The sequence below is a fragment of the Serratia sp. PL7 genome, assembly GCF_945957435.1.
In genome coordinates this window covers 141929-158627 of sequence record NZ_CAMFLB010000009.1, presented here as the reverse complement: position 1 = coordinate 158627, position 16699 = coordinate 141929, and the positions used below count along the sequence as shown (strand labels likewise).

Here is a 16699-nt window from a genome sequence, read left to right as displayed (position 1 = left end):
ATCAATGTCATACTTTTGGCATCTTAACTTTCCCGCGCTTCGGCAGCGGTTAACCGGAGTTGTTGAATGAAAATTAACTTTCCCTTATTAGCCCTGGCGGTGGGGGCGTTCGGCATCGGCACGACCGAGTTTTCCCCGATGGGGTTGCTGCCGACGATCGCCAAAGGGGTGGATGTCTCCATCCCGATGGCCGGCATGTTGATCAGCGCCTACGCCGTTGGCGTGATGGTCGGTGCACCGCTGATGACGCTGCTGCTCTCGCACCGGGCGCGCAGAAGCGCGCTGATCTTCCTGATGGCGATCTTTACCCTGGGTAACGTGCTGTCGGCCATTGCGCCTGACTACACCACCCTGATGCTGTCGCGCATCATCACCAGCCTGAACCACGGCGCGTCCTTTGGTCTCGGTTCCGTGGTAGCTGCCAGCGTGGTGCCGAAGGAGAAACAGGCCAGCGCCGTGGCGACCATGTTTATGGGGTTGACCATCGCCAATATCGGCGGGGTGCCTGCCGCGACCTGGCTGGGTGAAACCATCGGCTGGCGCATGTCGTTCCTGGCCACCGCAGGGTTAGGGGTGATCGCCATGTTGGGGCTGTGGTTCTCGTTACCGAAAGGCAGCGCCGGCGCGCGCCCGGATGTGAAGCGCGAACTGTCGGTATTGGTACGCCCGCAGGTGCTGTCCGCCTTGCTGACGACCGTGCTGGGCGCGGGCGCGATGTTCACGCTCTATACCTATATCTCGCCGGTATTGCAGCACATCACCGATGCGACGCCGCTGTTCGTGACGTCCATGCTGGTGTTGATCGGCGTCGGTTTCTCCATCGGCAACTACCTGGGCGGCAAATTCGCCGACCGCTCCGAGAGCGCGACGCTGAAGGGCTTCTTGCTGCTGTTGGTGGTCATTATGCTGGTGATCCCGTTCCTGGCGCGCAGTGAAATCGGCGCGGCAGTCAGCATGGTGATTTGGGGCGCGGCGACCTTTGCCGTGGTGCCGCCGCTGCAGATGCGCGTGATGCGTGTCGCCAGCGAAGCGCCGGGCCTGTCGTCCTCGGTCAACATCGGTGCCTTTAACCTGGGCAATGCGCTGGGCGCCGCCGCCGGTGGCGCGGTGGTCTCCGCCGGGCTGGGATACAGCTTCGTGCCGGTGATGGGCGCAATTATTGCCGGATTGGCGTTGCTGCTGGTGCTGTTCACCCACCGTCAGGCCGAAAAAGTGGCCTACGCCAGCAACTAAGTTGTACCTGCACGGCGGAACTCTCCGCCGTGCTCACTCAAAGCCCAGCAGGCTGAACGCATCGTCCTGCGGGGCGTAGCCGAGCAGGCGTCGGGTCTCTTCCAGCGATAAACGTTTGTAGCGGTTGTTGGAAACCCCGTGCACCACCGCATATTGCACCCCTTCGACACGAATGCAGCGCTCCAGCAGATCGGCGGCGTCGCGATGGCTGAGAAAAGCGCTCATGTCGCGGGCGCTAAGCTGTTCGCCCCGGCTCAGGGTGGTGAAGTTGGCGATGCGCACCGACAGGGCGGAAAGCCCTTCCTGATGGGCGAAGTAGGCGGCGATGCCTTCGCCGAAGGCCTTGCTGGCGCCGTACAGGTTTTTCGGCTTTGGTGCGTCATCCGGGCGGATTTGATAGTCGAGCGGATAGCCTTCCACCGCCTGCGCGCTGCTGGCGAACACCACCCGGCGGCAGCCGGCGTCTTTCGCCGCGCGGAAGATATTGAAGGTGCCCAGAATGTTGTTGTCCATCAACGAACCGCAGAAGTCGGCATCGGGGGAGGGATCGGCCGCCAGATGCAACACGGTGTCGATATTGGCGCAGGCCGCGCGGCAGGCGTCGAGATCGGCGATGTTGAAGCTGATGACTTCGTCGCCGGGCTGCCGATCGCGCAGCAGGCTGACATCCCGTTCCGCCAACCGTAGCGGGTAGCGATCGCCCATCGCCTGACGAAACGCCGTGGCTACCCGGCCGCCGGCGCCGGTGATCAGAATCCGTCCTACATCAGTACGCAACACCATGGTGACTGCCATCCCTACTCTCGATTAAGCGTTGACCAGTAATAATCCCCTGCGTGACTTTTGTCCAGTATTTATATTAGTCATTCTGATGCTTTATGCCGGCAATGGGCACGTTTTGCCGAGCGTTTCGGCCAGGAAAATCATCACCGCGCGCACGGCTGCGGTGCGCGCCAAATCGGGATACGTCACCAGCCAAAGCTCACGCGTTGGCGCGGCGTTGGCCGTTGGCAATGCGACCAGCTCCGGATCGCCATCGGCGACGAACGTCGGCAAAACGGCGGCGCCCAGCCCTGAACGCGCCGCCTGTTGCAGTGAAAACAGATCGCTGGCCTGAAAGACCACCGGACGCCCCTGCAACAGCTGCACCAACCATTGCTGATGCGGCTGCTGCCGATAGTGATGGTCATAGGCGAGAAAGCGGCGCGCCGCGTCGGGCAGAGCCGCGTGCTCCGGTGCGGCATACAGCGCGTAGCGCATCATGCCGATGCGCTGCGTCAACAGCTCCGGTTGCTGTGGGCGCACCATGCGCACGGCGATGTCGGCTTCGCCGCGATCCAGCTCGGCGAGCGCCGATTCACCCGACAGCGTGACGACGATCTGTGGAAAAGCCTGGTTAAATGCGGCAATGCGCGGCGCGAGAATATGCGCGGCGATCGACGGCGGCGCACTGATGCGCACCCCGGCCTGTGGCGTTGCGCCGGCGCTGCGCGCATGGCGGGCAATTGCCTGGCTTTGCGCCTCGATCTCCGCCGCCAGCCCGGCAATCGCCTGCCCGTCCTGGGTCAAGGGCGTGCTGCGTGGCAGACGCACGATCAAACGCAGGCCGAGCGCCTGTTCCAGCGCCGCTACGCGTCGCCCGACGGTGGCGTGATCGCAACCCAGCTCCCGCGCTGCCGCCGACAAGGAACCGGTACGTGCCAGCGCCACGAAGTGTTTTAAATCCTGCCAGTCAAACATCGGTGAATTCCTGCACGGTATCGACGTAATTTTCAGGAATATTCACACAGAGCGCGCCGTGATTCAATGTGTGAACGTTCCCTTTAAAACCGAAAAATTAGGTTAGGTTTTCTTATGAATCTACAGTTGCAACACCGTACGGCATTGGTCACGGGCGCCAGCGAAGGGATCGGTGCCGGCATGGTCAGGGTATTGGCTGCTCAAGGGGTCAAGGTGGTGGCTACCGCACGACGCGGTGATCGGCTGCAGGCGCTGGCGGATGAGGTTGAACGGCAAGGGGCGGTGCGCCCGTGGGTAGCCGTTGCAGACGTGACCGACCCCGACGCGATAACCCAGCTGGCGGCGCAGGCGCTGCGCCAGGCGGGGACAGTCGATATTCTGATCAACGCGGTCGGTGCGTTTCACCCCACGACGCTGAACGACAGCGATCGCAGCTGGGATGACGCCTTTGCTTTGAACTTCACACCGGCCCGGCGGTTGACTCAGGCGCTGTTGCCGGCCATGCAGGCGCAAGGCTGGGGCCGGGTGATCAATATCAGCGGATCGATGGAGCCGCGCAGCCTGAGCGCCGCCAGCGCCGCCAAGGGCGCGCTGCATCTGTGGGCCAAAGGATTGGCCAGCGACGTGGCTGCGCAGGGGATTACCGTCAATACGTTACAGCCGGGGCGCATCAACAGTGAACAGATCCGCGAGCGCTTATACGCTTGCGATGAAGCGCGCCGGGCGTTCATTGCGCAACATATCCCGATTGGCTACTTCGGCGAACCGGAAGATATGGCCTATCTGGCGGCGTTTCTTTGTTCCCCGCTCGCGCGATATATCACCGGCGCGGTGATCCCGGTAGATGGCGGCATGCATTATTTCGCGCATTGAGGCCGTTTTGCCCCCGCGATCACAGTTCGGCAATTTGCCGGCGCAAAGCCTTGCCCCGGCAAAATCCACGGTGTTAACGTCATAGCTCAACCGATTTAGGGTTGTTACTGCTGCGGCAGGCAAAACCTAAACCTCGCGTTTCTGTTCCCCGATGGGACAGAGGCCACGAGGTTTAGGTTTTTTTTTGCGCCGCATTTCGCCCCGGCGCCAGGCCAGTGCGGGGAGGGGAGCGGCAGAACGCGAAGTCTAAGGATAACCGTATGAAATATGACACATTAGCCAGTGAGATTTTGGCCGGCGTCGGTGGCCGCGACAATGTGAAAAGCTTGGTGCACTGCGCCACCCGCCTGCGGTTCAAGCTGCGCGACGACAATCGTGCCAACGCGGCAGCGCTGAAGAAAAACCCGGGCGTCATCATGGTGGTGGAGAGCGGCGGCCAGTTCCAGGTCGTGGTGGGCAACCACGTGGCGGAGGTGTTCGACGCGGTCAATCGGGTCGGCGGATTGGCCGAGGGCGCGCCGAGCGACGACGCGGGCGGTAAAAAAGACAACCTGCTCAGCCGCTTTATCGATCTGGTGTCCGGCATTTTTACTCCGCTGCTCGGGGTGATGGCCGCTTCGGGGATCCTAAAAGGCTTCCTGGCGCTGAGCCTGGCCTGCGGCTGGCTGCTGGAGAGCGGTGGCACCTTCAAAATGCTGTTCGCCGCCAGCGACTCGCTGTTCTACTTCTTCCCGATCATGCTCGGCTACACCGCCGGGAAAAAATTCGGCGGCAACCCCTTCGTCACCATGGCGATCGGCGGCGCATTGACGCATCCGTTGATGATGGCGGCGTTCGAAGCGGCGCAGCAGCCGGGCGCGGTGCGCGAATATTTCTTCGGCATTCCGCTGACTTTTATCAACTACAGCTCGTCGGTGATCCCTATCATCTTTGCGGCCTGGGTGTCCTGCCGCCTGGAGCCGTTGTTTAACCGGGTGATCCACAGCGCGCTGCGCAATTTCATCACGCCGCTGCTGTGCCTGGCGATCACCGTTCCCTTGACCTTCCTGCTGATCGGCCCGGCGGCAACCTGGCTCAGCCACCTGCTGGCCAACGGCTATCAGAGCATTTACGCCTTTAACCCGATCATTGCCGGCGCCTTTATGGGGGCGATGTGGCAGGTGTGCGTGATCTTCGGCCTGCATTGGGGATTGGTGCCGTTGATGATCAACAACCTGAGCGTGCTGGGGCGCGACACCATGGTGCCGCTGCTGTTGCCGGCGGTGATGGGGCAGGTCGGCGCCACGCTGGGCGTGATGCTGCGCACCCGCGACGCCAAGCTGCGGGCGCTGTCCGCTTCAGCCATCGGCGCCGGGATCTTCGGCATCACCGAACCGGCGGTGTACGGCGTCACGCTGCCGAACAAACGCCCATTCATCTTCGGCTGCATCGGCGGCGCGCTGGGCGGTGCGGTGATTGGCTACTTCCATACCTCGGTCTACTCGTTCGGCCTGGTGAGCGTATTCACCTTTGCGCAGATTATCCCCGGCGGCGGCATCGACGCCACGGTATGGGGCGCGATCGGCGGCACCCTGCTGTCGTTCGTGTTCGCCGCGCTGGCCAGCTATCTGTTCGGCGTCGCACCGGCGGAAGAGACGGTACAGCCTGAAGCCGCCGCGCCGCTTAACCGCAAACAGGCCATTCTCAGCCCGATCGCCGGCGATATCGTACCGCTGGATCAGGTGAACGACGCGACCTTCGCCAGCGGCCTGCTGGGGAAAGGGGTGGCGATTGCGCCGCAGCAGGGGCGCGTAGTGGCGCCGGTCAGCGGCAGCGTGGCGTCGCTGTTCAAAACCAAACACGCCATCGGCATCGAATCGGACGACGGCGCGGAGATTCTTATCCACGTCGGCATCGATACCGTGAAGCTCGACGGGGCGCATTTCACCGCCCACGTGCGGGAAGGCGAGCGGGTCGCCCCGGGCGATCTGCTGATCGAGTTCGACCAGGCGGCGATCCATGCCGCCGGCTATGACACCACCACGCCGATCATCATCAGCAACAGCGATGACTACGTGGACGTGTTGACCAGCGGCCTGTCTCCGGTGCAGGAACAGGCGCCGCTGCTGACTTTATTACGTTAATTGAGGAGCAAGCGATGAACGGCAAGTTTCCGCAACATTTTCTGTGGGGCGGCGCGGTAGCGGCGAACCAGGTAGAAGGCGCGTATCAGGCTGACGGCAAGGGGCTGTCGACCTCCGATCTGCAGCCGCAGGGCATCTTCGGCGCCATTACGCCGCGCACGGCGGGCGACAGCGGCATCAAGGACGTGGCGATCGATTTCTATCATCGTTACCCGGAGGACATCGCGCTGTTCGCCGAAATGGGCTTCAAGTGCCTGCGCACCTCGATCGCCTGGACGCGCATTTTTCCACAGGGCGACGAAGAGACGCCGAACGAAGCCGGGCTGGCGTTTTACGATCGGCTATTCGACGAGATGGCGAAATACGGCATTCAGCCGCTGATCACGCTGTCGCACTATGAGATGCCTTACGGTCTGGTAAAGCGCTACGGCGGCTGGGGCGATCGGCGCACCATCGATTTCTTCGAGCGCTATGCGCGCACCGTATTCGAACGTTATAAGCACAAGGTCAAACGCTGGCTGACCTTCAACGAAATCAATATGTCGCTGCACGCGCCCTTCACCGGGGTTGGCCTGCCGCAGGAGAGCGACAAGAGCGCCGTCTATCAGGCGATCCACCATCAGTTGGTGGCCAGCGCCAAAGCGGTGAAGGCCTGTCACGAGATCGTGCCGGAGGGCCAAATCGGCAACATGCTGCTGGGTGGCATTCTGTACCCGCTGAGCTGCAAGCCGGAAGATCTGCTGGAAACCCAGCGGCAAAACCGCGACTGGCTGTTCTTCGGCGACGTGCAGGCGCGCGGCTATTACCCGGCCTATATGCAGCGCTTTTTCCGTGAAAACGGCATTCAGGTGACGATCACCGAGGAAGATCGGCAAACGCTGCGCGAAACCATCGACTTCATCTCGTTCAGCTATTACATGAGCGGCTGCGTCACCGCCGACCCGGAGCAGTACGAGACGGCGCGCGGCAACATTCTCGATATGGTGCCGAACCCGCACTTGGCCAGCTCGGAGTGGGGGTGGCAAATCGACCCGATCGGGCTGCGCTACCTGCTCAACGTGCTGTACGACCGCTATCAGAAGCCGCTGTTCATCGTCGAGAACGGGCTGGGCGCCAAAGACCGCGTCGAGGCGGACGGCAGTATCAACGACGACTACCGCATCAACTACCTCAATGACCATCTGGTGCAGGTGGCGGAAGCCATCGACGACGGCGTCGAGGTGATGGGCTACACCAGCTGGGGGCCGATCGATCTGGTCAGCGCCTCGAAGGCCGAAATGTCGAAGCGCTACGGCTTCATTCACGTCGACAGAGACGATGCCGGCAACGGCAGCCTCGAGCGCCGCCGCAAGAAGAGTTTCTACTGGTACCGCGATGTGATCCACAGCAATGGCGCCAGTCTGAAAGACCGACGGTAACCCTTCAGCCCGGCGGCAAGCGCCGGGCGTTAACCTAACGTTATTCGCTGCTGTTCATGATGGGAAATTCTCTCCCAGGGAATGCTGTTGCCCGCAGTCAGCCGTTATGCGGAGAAATATAATAATGATGAAAAGCTTATTACCTCGTTCCATGACCCTGGCGGCGCTGGCGCTGTGGTGCAGCCAGGCGCAGGCGGAAACGCTGCAAACCGGCAAGGACGTTGAAGCCCCCACCGCCAAATGGGAAGGGGTGGCGCTCGGATTTGAACCGCCGCAGCCTGGGCTGTTGGGGGATATGCTGGGGATCAGGCCGATCCTGGAGGATCATGGCTTCCACTATAACCTCGGCTACCTCAGCCAGCTGTCGTATAACGCCGGCGGCGGTTACAACCACGATAAACAGGCGTCGTATATCGACCAATTTTCGCTGACCTTCAGCCAGGATTTGCAGGCGCTGACCGGCATTCCGGACGCGGCGATCGAAGGCAATATCGTCAACCGCAACCATGACAACAACCTGACCCGCGATCGGCTGCAGGATCCGCGCGTCGGCCTGACCGATCTGTCGCAAGAGAGCTATGGCGGACAGTCGATTACCCGGCTGGGTTGGTTGACCTTCAGCCGTTCTTTCCTCGACAGCCGGCTGCAGTGGCGCATCGGCATGATGAACAAGGTGCAGGATTTCGATCAGATTATCCCCTGCGATTTTCAGACGCTGACGCTGTGCGGCGGCAAGTCCGCCAACTCGTTGACCTGGTACAACTGGAACGTGCATTACTGGGGCACCACGCTGCAGTACAAGCTGACCGATGGCCTGACGCTCAAGGGCGGGGTGATGGAGCAGAACCCGAGCGCCCCCAGCCGCAGCCACGCTTGGAGTTGGTCCACCAAGGGCAGCAAAGGCTTCCTGTTGCCGATGGAGCTGGAGTTGAAAACCCACGCCGTCAACCAGCTGCCGGGGGTGTATAACCTGGGCGTGCTGTTCACCAACGCGCGCCAGAGCGATCTTTATGAAGGGGTGTCCGGCGGGCCGGGCGCCAGCGATCCGCAGGGCTATCGCAACCACGATCGCACCTGGTTCATGTATACCGGTTTCAACCAGCAGGTGACGCGCCATGCGGATAACGTCAACCGCGGCTTGAGCGTGTTTTACAGCCTGGGGCTGGGAGATCAGCGCAGTAACTACCTGCACTGGTCTACCTCGACCGGCATTCGCTATCACGGGCTGTTCGATGCGCGGCCGGACGACTGGCTGGGGCTCGGCGTCTCGGTGGTGAAACTGAGCGACCGCTATAAAGACAATCAGCGGTATCTCAACCAGATGAGCGGCATCAGTGATTATCACGATCCGAACTACCGGCCAGTGCCGGGCCATTCGGTGACGGCGGAGCTGTATTACCGCGTTAACGTCACGCCGTGGCTACAGCTGCAGCCGGGCCTGCAGTACTGGCATCACCCGGCGGGCGTCAGCGAGACGCAGGACGCCTGGGTGATGGCGTTGAAAACGGTGGTGACCTTCTGATCAGGCCGCGTCGCTCTCGCGGTAGCGCCGGCGGGCGTGTTCGAACCAGCTGGCCGGCACGTTGTGCGGTGGCTGCTGCAACCTGAGCAGCCCCTGTTCAACGATATGGCTGGCTTGGCGCCACAGCGTCGGGTCGCCTTCGGTCAGCACCTCCAGCAGGCGCTGTTTCTCGATCAGGTAGGTCTGGGCGAAGTGGCTGTCGTAGTCCAGCAGCGAGCGGGTGTTGTCGATTAGATCCGCCAGCTTGATGGTTTTGGCCTGCGGCGACGCGCCGGCGCTGTGGCGCCGATCGCGGTTTTTACGCTCGAAGCGGTTGCCGTCCTCGGCGTGGCTGACGTTGGTCAACATCCGCACCAGTTCCGCCACTTTTGGCCCAAAGTGGCTGTCGATATCGCCGAGGGTGGTGGGTGTGTCTTCCACCGTATCATGCAGCCAGGCGGCCGCCAGCATCTCTTCGGTGTGCGGCACGCTGCGCACCAGCTCCATCACCGCCTGCGGGTGGACGATATACGGATCGTCGGTGTATTTGCGGCGCTGATCGATGGCCGCATGCGCCTTGGTGGCGTAGCGGCGCGCGCGTTCTACAAGCGTGTTCGTCATTTCCTTTCCCTCCGAGCATCCTCTGCATAAAAAAAGGTAGCATACCTCACAAGAAATAGCTTGCGATTACATCGTGCGCTATCTATATTCGTACACATGAAAAGCACCGATACCGAACAACCCAAGGCGAAGAACCTGCTACAGCTCGATCAGCAGCTCTGTTTCGCCCTGTACTCCGCCAACCTGGCGCTGCACAAAGTCTACCGCAAGCTGTTGAGTCAGCTCGAACTCACCTACCCGCAATACCTGGTGATGATGGTGCTGTGGGAACGCGATCGGGTGACGGTATCGGATATCGGCGAGCGGCTGTTCCTCGATTCCGCCACGCTGACGCCGCTGCTGAAGCGGCTGGAAACCGCCGGTTTGCTGGTGCGCTATCGCGCCACCACCGACGAGCGGCAGGTGATCATCGCCCTGACCGAAGCCGGCCGCGCGCTGCGCGAGCGGGCGCAATCGGTGCCCGAGGCGGTGATGTGCGCCACCGACTGCAGCCTGGACGAGATCGTCTCGCTCAAACAGCAGCTGGAAAAGCTGCGCGGCAGCCTGATCGATCAGATTTGACCCGCCGCCGCCGGACGCAAGAACGGCACGGGTGGTCTACACTGGTTAATAAGTGTCAAAGATAAGTAGTGCGCGATTTAATAGCAAAAGATAAATATGTGACCGGCTTTACCTCGTGGAAGCCGTAGTCATCTCGCCAACCAGCAAGAAGGAATGAACGATGTCTATTGAGAAAGTGGTTTACCGCGCTCACGCCACCGCAACCGGCGGCCGCGACGGCCGTGCGACCTCCTCCGACGGTGTGTTGGACGTGAAATTGGGCGTGCCGAAAGAGATGGGCGGCGCCGGCGGCGAAGTTACCAATCCCGAGCAGCTGTTCGCTGCCGGTTACTCGGCCTGTTTCCTCGGCGCGTTGAAGTTTGTCGCGGCGAAGGAAAAGGTCAAAATCCCGGCCGAAGCCAAGATCGACGGCACCGTCGGCATCGGTGAGATCCCGAACGGCTTCGGTATCGAAGTGCAGCTGGATATCTCGCTGCCGGGCATCGAGCGCAGCGTGGCGGAAGATCTGGTGAAAAAGGCGCACGTGGTGTGCCCATACTCCAACGCTACCCGTGGAAATATCGATGTGACTCTGAACGTTAAGTAAGATTTTTGCCGAAATATGGAAAAAATGGAGGGTTTGTCCCTCCATTTTCTTGCGTGCCCTGCCTGAAAATCGTTCAAAAAAACGGTAAATTTTGTCCGTTTTGTGAGAATTCTCTTGATTATTACCCGCAAAATAACGCTTATTGCCGGTTGGCTGAACCAGAAGCCGCAATCAGTGTCTGACTGAGTCAGAACCGCTACACCGCCCCCGGAGCCACCGCGTTACATGAACAAAGTTAAATCGCTATCGCAGCAGAATTTATCGTTATTGTTAGCGATCTATATCGGCATCTTTCTCAACCTGTCCGTTTTCTATCGCCGTTTTGATTCGTTGGCGCATGGCATTCAGGGGATTAAGCTTATTTCGGCGGTGACGGAAGTCATCGCTATCGTCCTGTTCACATTCTTCATCATGCGGCTGGTATCGCTCGGCGGCCGGCTGTTTTATCGCATCGTCGCCTCGCTGCTGGTGTTGATTTCGGTGGCTGCCAGCTACTACATGACGTTTTTCAACGTGGTGATTGGCTACGGCATCGTGGTGTCGGTGATGACCACCGACATCGATCTGTCGAAAGAGGTGGTTGGCCTGCACTTTGTGCTGTGGATGGTGGCGCTCAGCGCCTTGCCGCTGCTGCTGATCTGGAAAAACAGCCTGCGTTACACCCTGATCGAACAGCTGAAAACCCCCGGCCATCGCATCAAACCGCTGATGGTCTTGCTGGCGGTGGTGGCGTTGGTCTGGCTGCCGCTGCGCATGCTGGACGATGAGCAAAGCGTGCAAGAGAAGCTCTCCAACGTCGATCTGCCGAGCTACGGCGGCGTGGTAGCGCACTCGTATCTGCCGTCCAACTGGCTGTCGGCGCTGGGGCTGTTTGCCTACACCCGCTATGACGAAAGCCAGGACCAGAGCACGATGTTCGATCCGGGCAAACACTTCACTTATGTACCACCGGCGGATATCGACGATACCTACGTGGTGTTCATCATCGGTGAGACCACGCGCTGGGATCACATGGGCATGCTGGGCTATGAGCGTGATACCACGCCGCGGCTGTCTAAAGAGAAGAATCTGGTGGCGTTCCGCGGCGAGTCGTGTGACACCGCTACCAAGCTGTCGCTGCGCTGCATGTTCGTGCGCGAAGGCGGCACCGAAGACAACCCGCAGCGCACGCTGAAAGAGCAGAACGTGTTCGCGGTGCTGAAGGATCTGGGCTTCTCTTCCGAGCTGTTCGCCATGCAGAGCGAGGTGTGGTTCTACAACAACACCGAGGTGAACAACTATTCGTTCCGCGAGATGATCGCGTCCGAGAAGCGCAACGACGGTAAGGCGGTCGACGATATGCTGCTGGTGGACGAAATGAAGGAGTCGCTGGCGCGTTATCCGAAGGGCAAACACCTGGTGATCCTGCATACCAAAGGCTCGCACTACCTGTACTCGCAGCGCTATCCGCGCAGCTATGCGCGCTATCAGCCGGAGTGCATGGGGGTGGATGATTCGTGCACCAAGGCCCAGTTGATCAACGCCTTCGACAATACGGTGCTGTATACCGACAGCTTTATCAGTAATGTGATCGACCAGGTGCGGGACAAGAAGGCCATCGTGTTCTATGCCGCCGATCACGGCGAATCGATCGGTGAGAATACGCACCTGCACGGCACGCCGCGCGAAATGGCGCCGCCGGAGCAGTTCCGCGTGCCGATGATCGTGTGGGCGTCGGACAAGTTCCTCGAAAACCCGCAGCACCTCAGCGCCTTTGAGCAGCTGCAGGCGCAGCAGCGCATCGGCAAAACGCATCGCCATGTCGAGCTGTTTGACACCCTCCTTGGCTGCCTCGGATACACGTCTCCCGATGGCGGCATCGTGGATAAAAACAACTGGTGCCATCTGCCACAGGATAAAACGGCGCCAGCCCGTCTGTGATCCCTCCCGCCGGGTGCCTGCCTTGCGCACCCGGTAATTTCACCCAATACATTCTCTTCATCAATTATTCCGGTGTGTGCATACGGTATACTTGCGCACTTCCCCTTCTAACCGGAGATTTCCATGACCCTGCGCGTGGCGTTTATCGACGATCATGACATTGTGCGTTCGGGCTTTGTGCAGCTGCTGTCGCTGGAGGCCGATATTCAGGTGGTGGGCGAGTTCAGCAGCGCGGCGCAGGCGCGCGCCGGCCTGCCGGGGCTGGAGACGGAAATCTGCATTTGCGACATTTCGATGCCGGACGGCAGCGGGCTGGATCTGCTGGCGGACATTCCTTCCGGCATCCGCGTGGTGATGCTGTCGATGCACGATAACCCGGCGCTGGTGGAAATGGCGCTGGAACGCGGCGCCAGCGGTTTCCTCTCCAAGCGTTGCAAACCGGAAGATCTGATCACCGCGGTGCGCACCGTCGCCGGCGGCGGCGTCTACCTGATGCCGGAAATCGCGCAGCAGTTGGCGCGGGTGAAGGTGGATCCATTGACCCGCCGCGAGCGCGAGATCGCGCTATTGCTGGCGCAGGGCCAGGAGGTGCGCGAGATCGCCGCCGCCTTGGGGCTGTCGCCGAAGACGGTGCATGTGCATCGCGCCAACCTGTTCGCCAAGCTGGGCATCACCAACAACGTTGAGCTGGCCAGACGGATGCTGAACCTGTGACGCAGCGCCTGATCACCCAGCTGGCGCTGTTTTTCATCTACGCCGCCAGCGCGTTTTGCCTGTGGGGCATCGGCACCGCGCTGATCGACCCGCCCTGGCAGGCGCTGCTGTTGTTCCCGTTCGGCTTGCGCATGGGCATTTTGCTGCAGAGCCCGTACCGTTTCTGGCCGGGGATCCTGCTGGCCGACCTGCTGCTGATGGCGCTGCTGGCGGACCAGTTCGGTTACGGCCCGGCGCTGTGGGCGTCGGTGGCGGTGCTGGTGCTGACGGTGCTGCTCAGCCTGCTGGCCTCGCCGTGGCTGTTGCGCCATCAGCAGAGCGACAGCGAATGGCGATGGCCGCTGTTGCAGGGCGCGGTGGTGGCCACCGCCGCCTTGCTGCAGGCGCTGGTGTGGCAGCTGGTGAGCGGCGAAGGCGCCCGTGCGCTGCTGCTCGGCCTGACCGGCGGTTTCACCATCGCGCCGACCTGCCTGCTGTTGTGGCACTATCTGGCACGCCAAATCTGGGTGCCGCTGGAGCCGGGGCTGATCCACAAGCCGGTGGAGCTGCGTCTGGGCCACTTGGCCAGCTATCTGCTGCTGTTTGCATTCAGCATCTGGCTGCAGCAGCAGGTGAACGCCGCCGAGCTGCGGCGTTTCGCACCGTTCTGCCTGGCCATTCCTATCGTGTTCATGTCTTATCGCTATGGCTGGCAGGGCGCGTTGTTGGCGACGCTGCTCAACGGCGTGGCGCTGATGGTCAACGAGCCGCCGCAGCCGGAGTCGCACCGCGATCTGCTGCTGTCGCTGCTGGCTCAAAGCCTGACCGGGCTGCTGCTGGGCGCCGGCATTCAGCGCCAGCGCGAACTGAATCAACAGCTGCGGCTGCGGCTGGCGGAGAACCGCCAGCTGGCGCGGGCGCTGGTGACGGCGGAGGAGCAAACCCGGCGCGAGGTGGCGCGCGAGCTGCACGATGAAGTGGGGCAGACCATCACCGTGATCCGTACCCAGGCCAGCATCGTCAAACGCCTGGCGCCGGAACCGGCGGTGATCGGCTGCGCCGACACCATCGATGCGTTGGCGCTGCGGGTCTACGACGGGGTGCACGACGTGCTGACCCAGCTGTGGCCGGCGGCGCTGAACAACCTGCCGCTGTCGGCGGCGGTGGCGGCGATGCTGCGGGAATCGCTGCCGCAGGACGCGTCGCTGGTGAGCAGCCTGCAGTGGCAGGTACCGGACGAGCTGCTGGATGAAACGCTGAAAATCACGCTGTACCGGGTGTGTCAGGAAGGGGTGACCAATGTGTGCCGCCACGCCGGCGCCAGCCGCCTGGAGCTGGACGCACGCCTGCAGCCGCGCAAAGGCGCCGCGCCGCTGATCGCCCTGACCATCCGCGACAACGGCGTGGGCTTCGAGGCGGAAAACCATCAGCCGGGGTATGGCCTGCGCGGCATGCAGGAGCGCATCAGCGCCCTCGGCGGCAGCCTGCGGCTCACCTCGGAGCGGGGCGCCTGTTTGAGTGTGATCTTGCCCACAGTTTCACCGGAGCAAGCGCAAAACTAGGAAAAACTCCTAACTGCGTCGGGAATCCGGCGTAAGCCTCCCGCGCGCGCGGGGAGCATCATAGCGGCACTTTATTCAATCCTCTGAGGTTCCACATGTGGTCTTTCCTTAAAAGCCGCTCGGACGCGCCGCAGGTCACCGATCAACGGCAGATCGACGCCAGCTACAAATACTGGCGCATCCAGCTGATGTGCACCATGTACATCGGCTACGCTGCGTTTTACTTCACGCGCAAAAGCTTCAACTTCATCATGCCGGCGATGCTGAGCGATCTGGGCCTGACGATGTCCGACGTCGGTATCCTCGGCACGCTGTTCTACATCACCTACGGCTGCTCGAAATTCATTTCCGGCATGATCAGCGATCGCTCCAACCCGCGTTACTTTATGGGGTTGGGCCTGATCATGACCGGGGTGCTGAATATCTTCTTCGGCCTCAGCTCGTCGCTGCTGATGCTGGGCACGCTGTGGATCCTCAACGCCTTCTTCCAGGGTTGGGGCTGGCCGCCGTGCTCCAAAATCCTCACCAGCTGGTATTCGCGCTCCGAGCGCGGCAGTTGGTGGGCGATCTGGAACACCTCGCACAACGTCGGTGGGGCGCTGATCCCGCTGCTGGTGGGCTTTATCTCGCTGCACTTCAGCTGGCGTTACGGCATGATCATTCCCGGTATCATCGGCGTGGTGCTTGGCCTGCTGATGTGCTGGCGCTTGCGCGACAAGCCATCCACCCTGGGGCTGCCGAGCGTCGGCAAATGGCGTAACGACGCCATGGAGCTGGTGCAGGAATCGGAAGGCCAGGGGCTGAGCAACCGCGAGATCATCAAACGCTACGTGCTGACCAACAAGTACATCTGGCTGTTGGCGGTCTCTTACGTGCTGGTGTACATCGTGCGCACCGCGATCAACGACTGGGGCAACCTCTACCTGACGCAGGAAAAGGGCTATTCGCTGATGACCGCCAACTCGGCCATCTCGCTGTTTGAAGTGGGCGGTTTTATCGGTTCACTGGTGGCCGGTTGGGGCTCCGACAAGCTGTTCCGCGGCAACCGCGGCCCGATGAACCTGATTTTCGCCATCGGTATCTTCCTGTCGGTGGCGGCGCTGTGGCTGATGCCGGGCGTGACCTACCTGCTGCAGGCCTGCTGCTTCTTCGCCATCGGCTTCTTCATCTTTGGCCCGCAGATGCTGATCGGCATGGCGGCGGCGGAGTGCTCGCACAAGGATGCGGCGGGCGCGGCGACCGGTTTCGTCGGCCTGTTCGCCTACCTGGGTGCAGCGCTGTCCGGCTACCCGATTGCACGGGTGATGGAGATTTGGCATTGGAACGGCTTCTTCGTGGTGATTTCTATCGCCGCTTGCCTGTCAGCGCTGTTCCTGCTGCCGTTCCTGCGTGCGCAGACGCCGGCACTGAAACCGGCCAACGCCTGAGTAAAATACGCTGCGCAGCCCCCGGCGCAGCGCATTATGGCGCTTTTATCATCACTTGAAATGCAGGGGAAAAAAAGTGATTGACGCCTATAACCGCCAGCAGTAAGATGCGCCCCGCATCGGCGAGTAGCGCAGCTTGGTAGCGCAACTGGTTTGGGACCAGTGGGTCGGAGGTTCGAATCCTCTCTCGCCGACCACCATTCGAAAAACCTGCTTTTTAAAGCAGGTTTTTTTTCGCCCGTAGTTTATGAGGATGAGTACCTCCGCAGGAGGTTCGAGCCTCGCGAAGCGAGACAACGTTGCTTTAGCAACGGCCCGCAGGGCGCGCATCAAAGATGCGCGTAATCCTCTCTCGCCGACCACCATTCGAAAAACCTGCTTTTTAAAGCAGGTTTTTTTTCGCCTGTCGTTTATGAGGATGAGTACCTCCTCGCTACGACC

General features: G+C 61.2%; 14 protein-coding genes, 1 tRNA gene and 1 other RNA gene. 13 read left to right on the top strand and 3 right to left on the bottom strand.

The annotated features are described in order from the left end of the window. Positions 1-66: 66 nt before the first annotated feature. Positions 67-1233: an MFS transporter gene (locus tag N6G83_RS29870; RefSeq protein WP_260524076.1), complete on the top strand. Its 1167-nt coding sequence runs from the start codon at positions 67-69 to the stop codon at positions 1231-1233. 33 nt (positions 1234-1266) lie between these two features. Here the strand turns inward: N6G83_RS29870 and N6G83_RS29865 are convergent, their stop codons facing one another. Further along, positions 1267-2016 carry an NAD-dependent epimerase/dehydratase family protein gene (locus N6G83_RS29865; RefSeq protein WP_043142321.1) on the bottom strand — a complete coding sequence of 250 codons (750 nt, stop codon included), beginning with the start codon at positions 2014-2016 and terminating at the stop codon, positions 1267-1269. Between the two features lie 93 nt (positions 2017-2109). After that, the gene (locus N6G83_RS29860; RefSeq protein ID WP_260515989.1) at positions 2110-2973 is read right to left on the bottom strand and encodes a LysR family transcriptional regulator; all 864 of its coding nucleotides are present in this window, start codon (positions 2971-2973) and stop codon (positions 2110-2112) included. A gap of 114 nt (positions 2974-3087) precedes the next feature. On the opposite strand from N6G83_RS29860, the gene N6G83_RS29855 reads away from it, so the two are divergent. From N6G83_RS29855 to N6G83_RS29840, 4 genes are all read left to right on the top strand, one after another. After that, positions 3088-3846 (top strand): SDR family NAD(P)-dependent oxidoreductase, encoded by a 759-nt coding sequence (locus tag N6G83_RS29855; RefSeq protein WP_043142316.1) that lies wholly within the window; start codon positions 3088-3090, stop codon positions 3844-3846. Between the two features lie 260 nt (positions 3847-4106). After that, positions 4107-5969: a PTS beta-glucoside transporter subunit IIABC gene (gene bglF, locus N6G83_RS29850; protein WP_025304826.1), complete on the top strand. Its 1863-nt coding sequence runs from the start codon at positions 4107-4109 to the stop codon at positions 5967-5969. Positions 5970-5983: 14 nt separating this feature from the next. Next, complete coding sequence (locus N6G83_RS29845; RefSeq protein ID WP_049295046.1) at positions 5984-7387, top strand: glycoside hydrolase family 1 protein; 1404 nt, start codon at positions 5984-5986, stop codon at positions 7385-7387. Positions 7388-7538: 151 nt separating this feature from the next. Continuing rightward, positions 7539-8909 (top strand): carbohydrate porin, encoded by a 1371-nt coding sequence (locus N6G83_RS29840; protein WP_373276040.1) that lies wholly within the window; start codon positions 7539-7541, stop codon positions 8907-8909. Here the strand turns inward: N6G83_RS29840 and N6G83_RS29835 are convergent, their stop codons facing one another. Continuing rightward, positions 8910-9509, bottom strand: coding sequence for an HD domain-containing protein (locus N6G83_RS29835; protein ID WP_025304829.1), 600 nt, complete (start codon positions 9507-9509; stop codon positions 8910-8912). It lies immediately after the preceding gene. A gap of 96 nt (positions 9510-9605) precedes the next feature. Between N6G83_RS29835 and N6G83_RS29830 the strand changes: the two genes are divergently transcribed. The 8 genes from N6G83_RS29830 to N6G83_RS29795 all read left to right on the top strand — a co-directional run bounded on the left by N6G83_RS29830 (position 9606) and on the right by N6G83_RS29795 (position 16620). Then, complete coding sequence (locus N6G83_RS29830; RefSeq protein WP_025304830.1) at positions 9606-10070, top strand: MarR family winged helix-turn-helix transcriptional regulator; 465 nt, start codon at positions 9606-9608, stop codon at positions 10068-10070. Positions 10071-10230: 160 nt separating this feature from the next. After that, complete coding sequence (locus N6G83_RS29825; protein WP_004934114.1) at positions 10231-10656, top strand: organic hydroperoxide resistance protein; 426 nt, start codon at positions 10231-10233, stop codon at positions 10654-10656. 225 nt (positions 10657-10881) lie between these two features. Further along, the gene (eptB, locus tag N6G83_RS29820; protein ID WP_099816926.1) at positions 10882-12576 is read left to right on the top strand and encodes a kdo(2)-lipid A phosphoethanolamine 7''-transferase; all 1695 of its coding nucleotides are present in this window, start codon (positions 10882-10884) and stop codon (positions 12574-12576) included. A gap of 123 nt (positions 12577-12699) precedes the next feature. Then, positions 12700-13290, top strand: a complete 591-nt coding sequence (uhpA, locus tag N6G83_RS29815; RefSeq protein WP_025304832.1) for a transcriptional regulator UhpA — start codon at positions 12700-12702, stop codon at positions 13288-13290. Then, positions 13287-14831 (top strand): signal transduction histidine-protein kinase/phosphatase UhpB, encoded by a 1545-nt coding sequence (gene uhpB, locus N6G83_RS29810; protein WP_060434829.1) that lies wholly within the window; start codon positions 13287-13289, stop codon positions 14829-14831. The genes uhpA and uhpB overlap by 4 nt, the downstream gene beginning before the upstream one ends. Before the next feature lie 95 nt (positions 14832-14926). Next, positions 14927-16258: an MFS transporter gene (locus N6G83_RS29805; protein ID WP_089181519.1), complete on the top strand. Its 1332-nt coding sequence runs from the start codon at positions 14927-14929 to the stop codon at positions 16256-16258. A 120-nt stretch (positions 16259-16378) separates the two neighbouring features. Then, positions 16379-16455, top strand: a tRNA-Pro gene (locus tag N6G83_RS29800). A 36-nt stretch (positions 16456-16491) separates the two neighbouring features. Next, positions 16492-16620, top strand: a non-coding RNA gene (locus N6G83_RS29795) — RtT sRNA. Positions 16621-16699 lie beyond the last annotated feature (79 nt).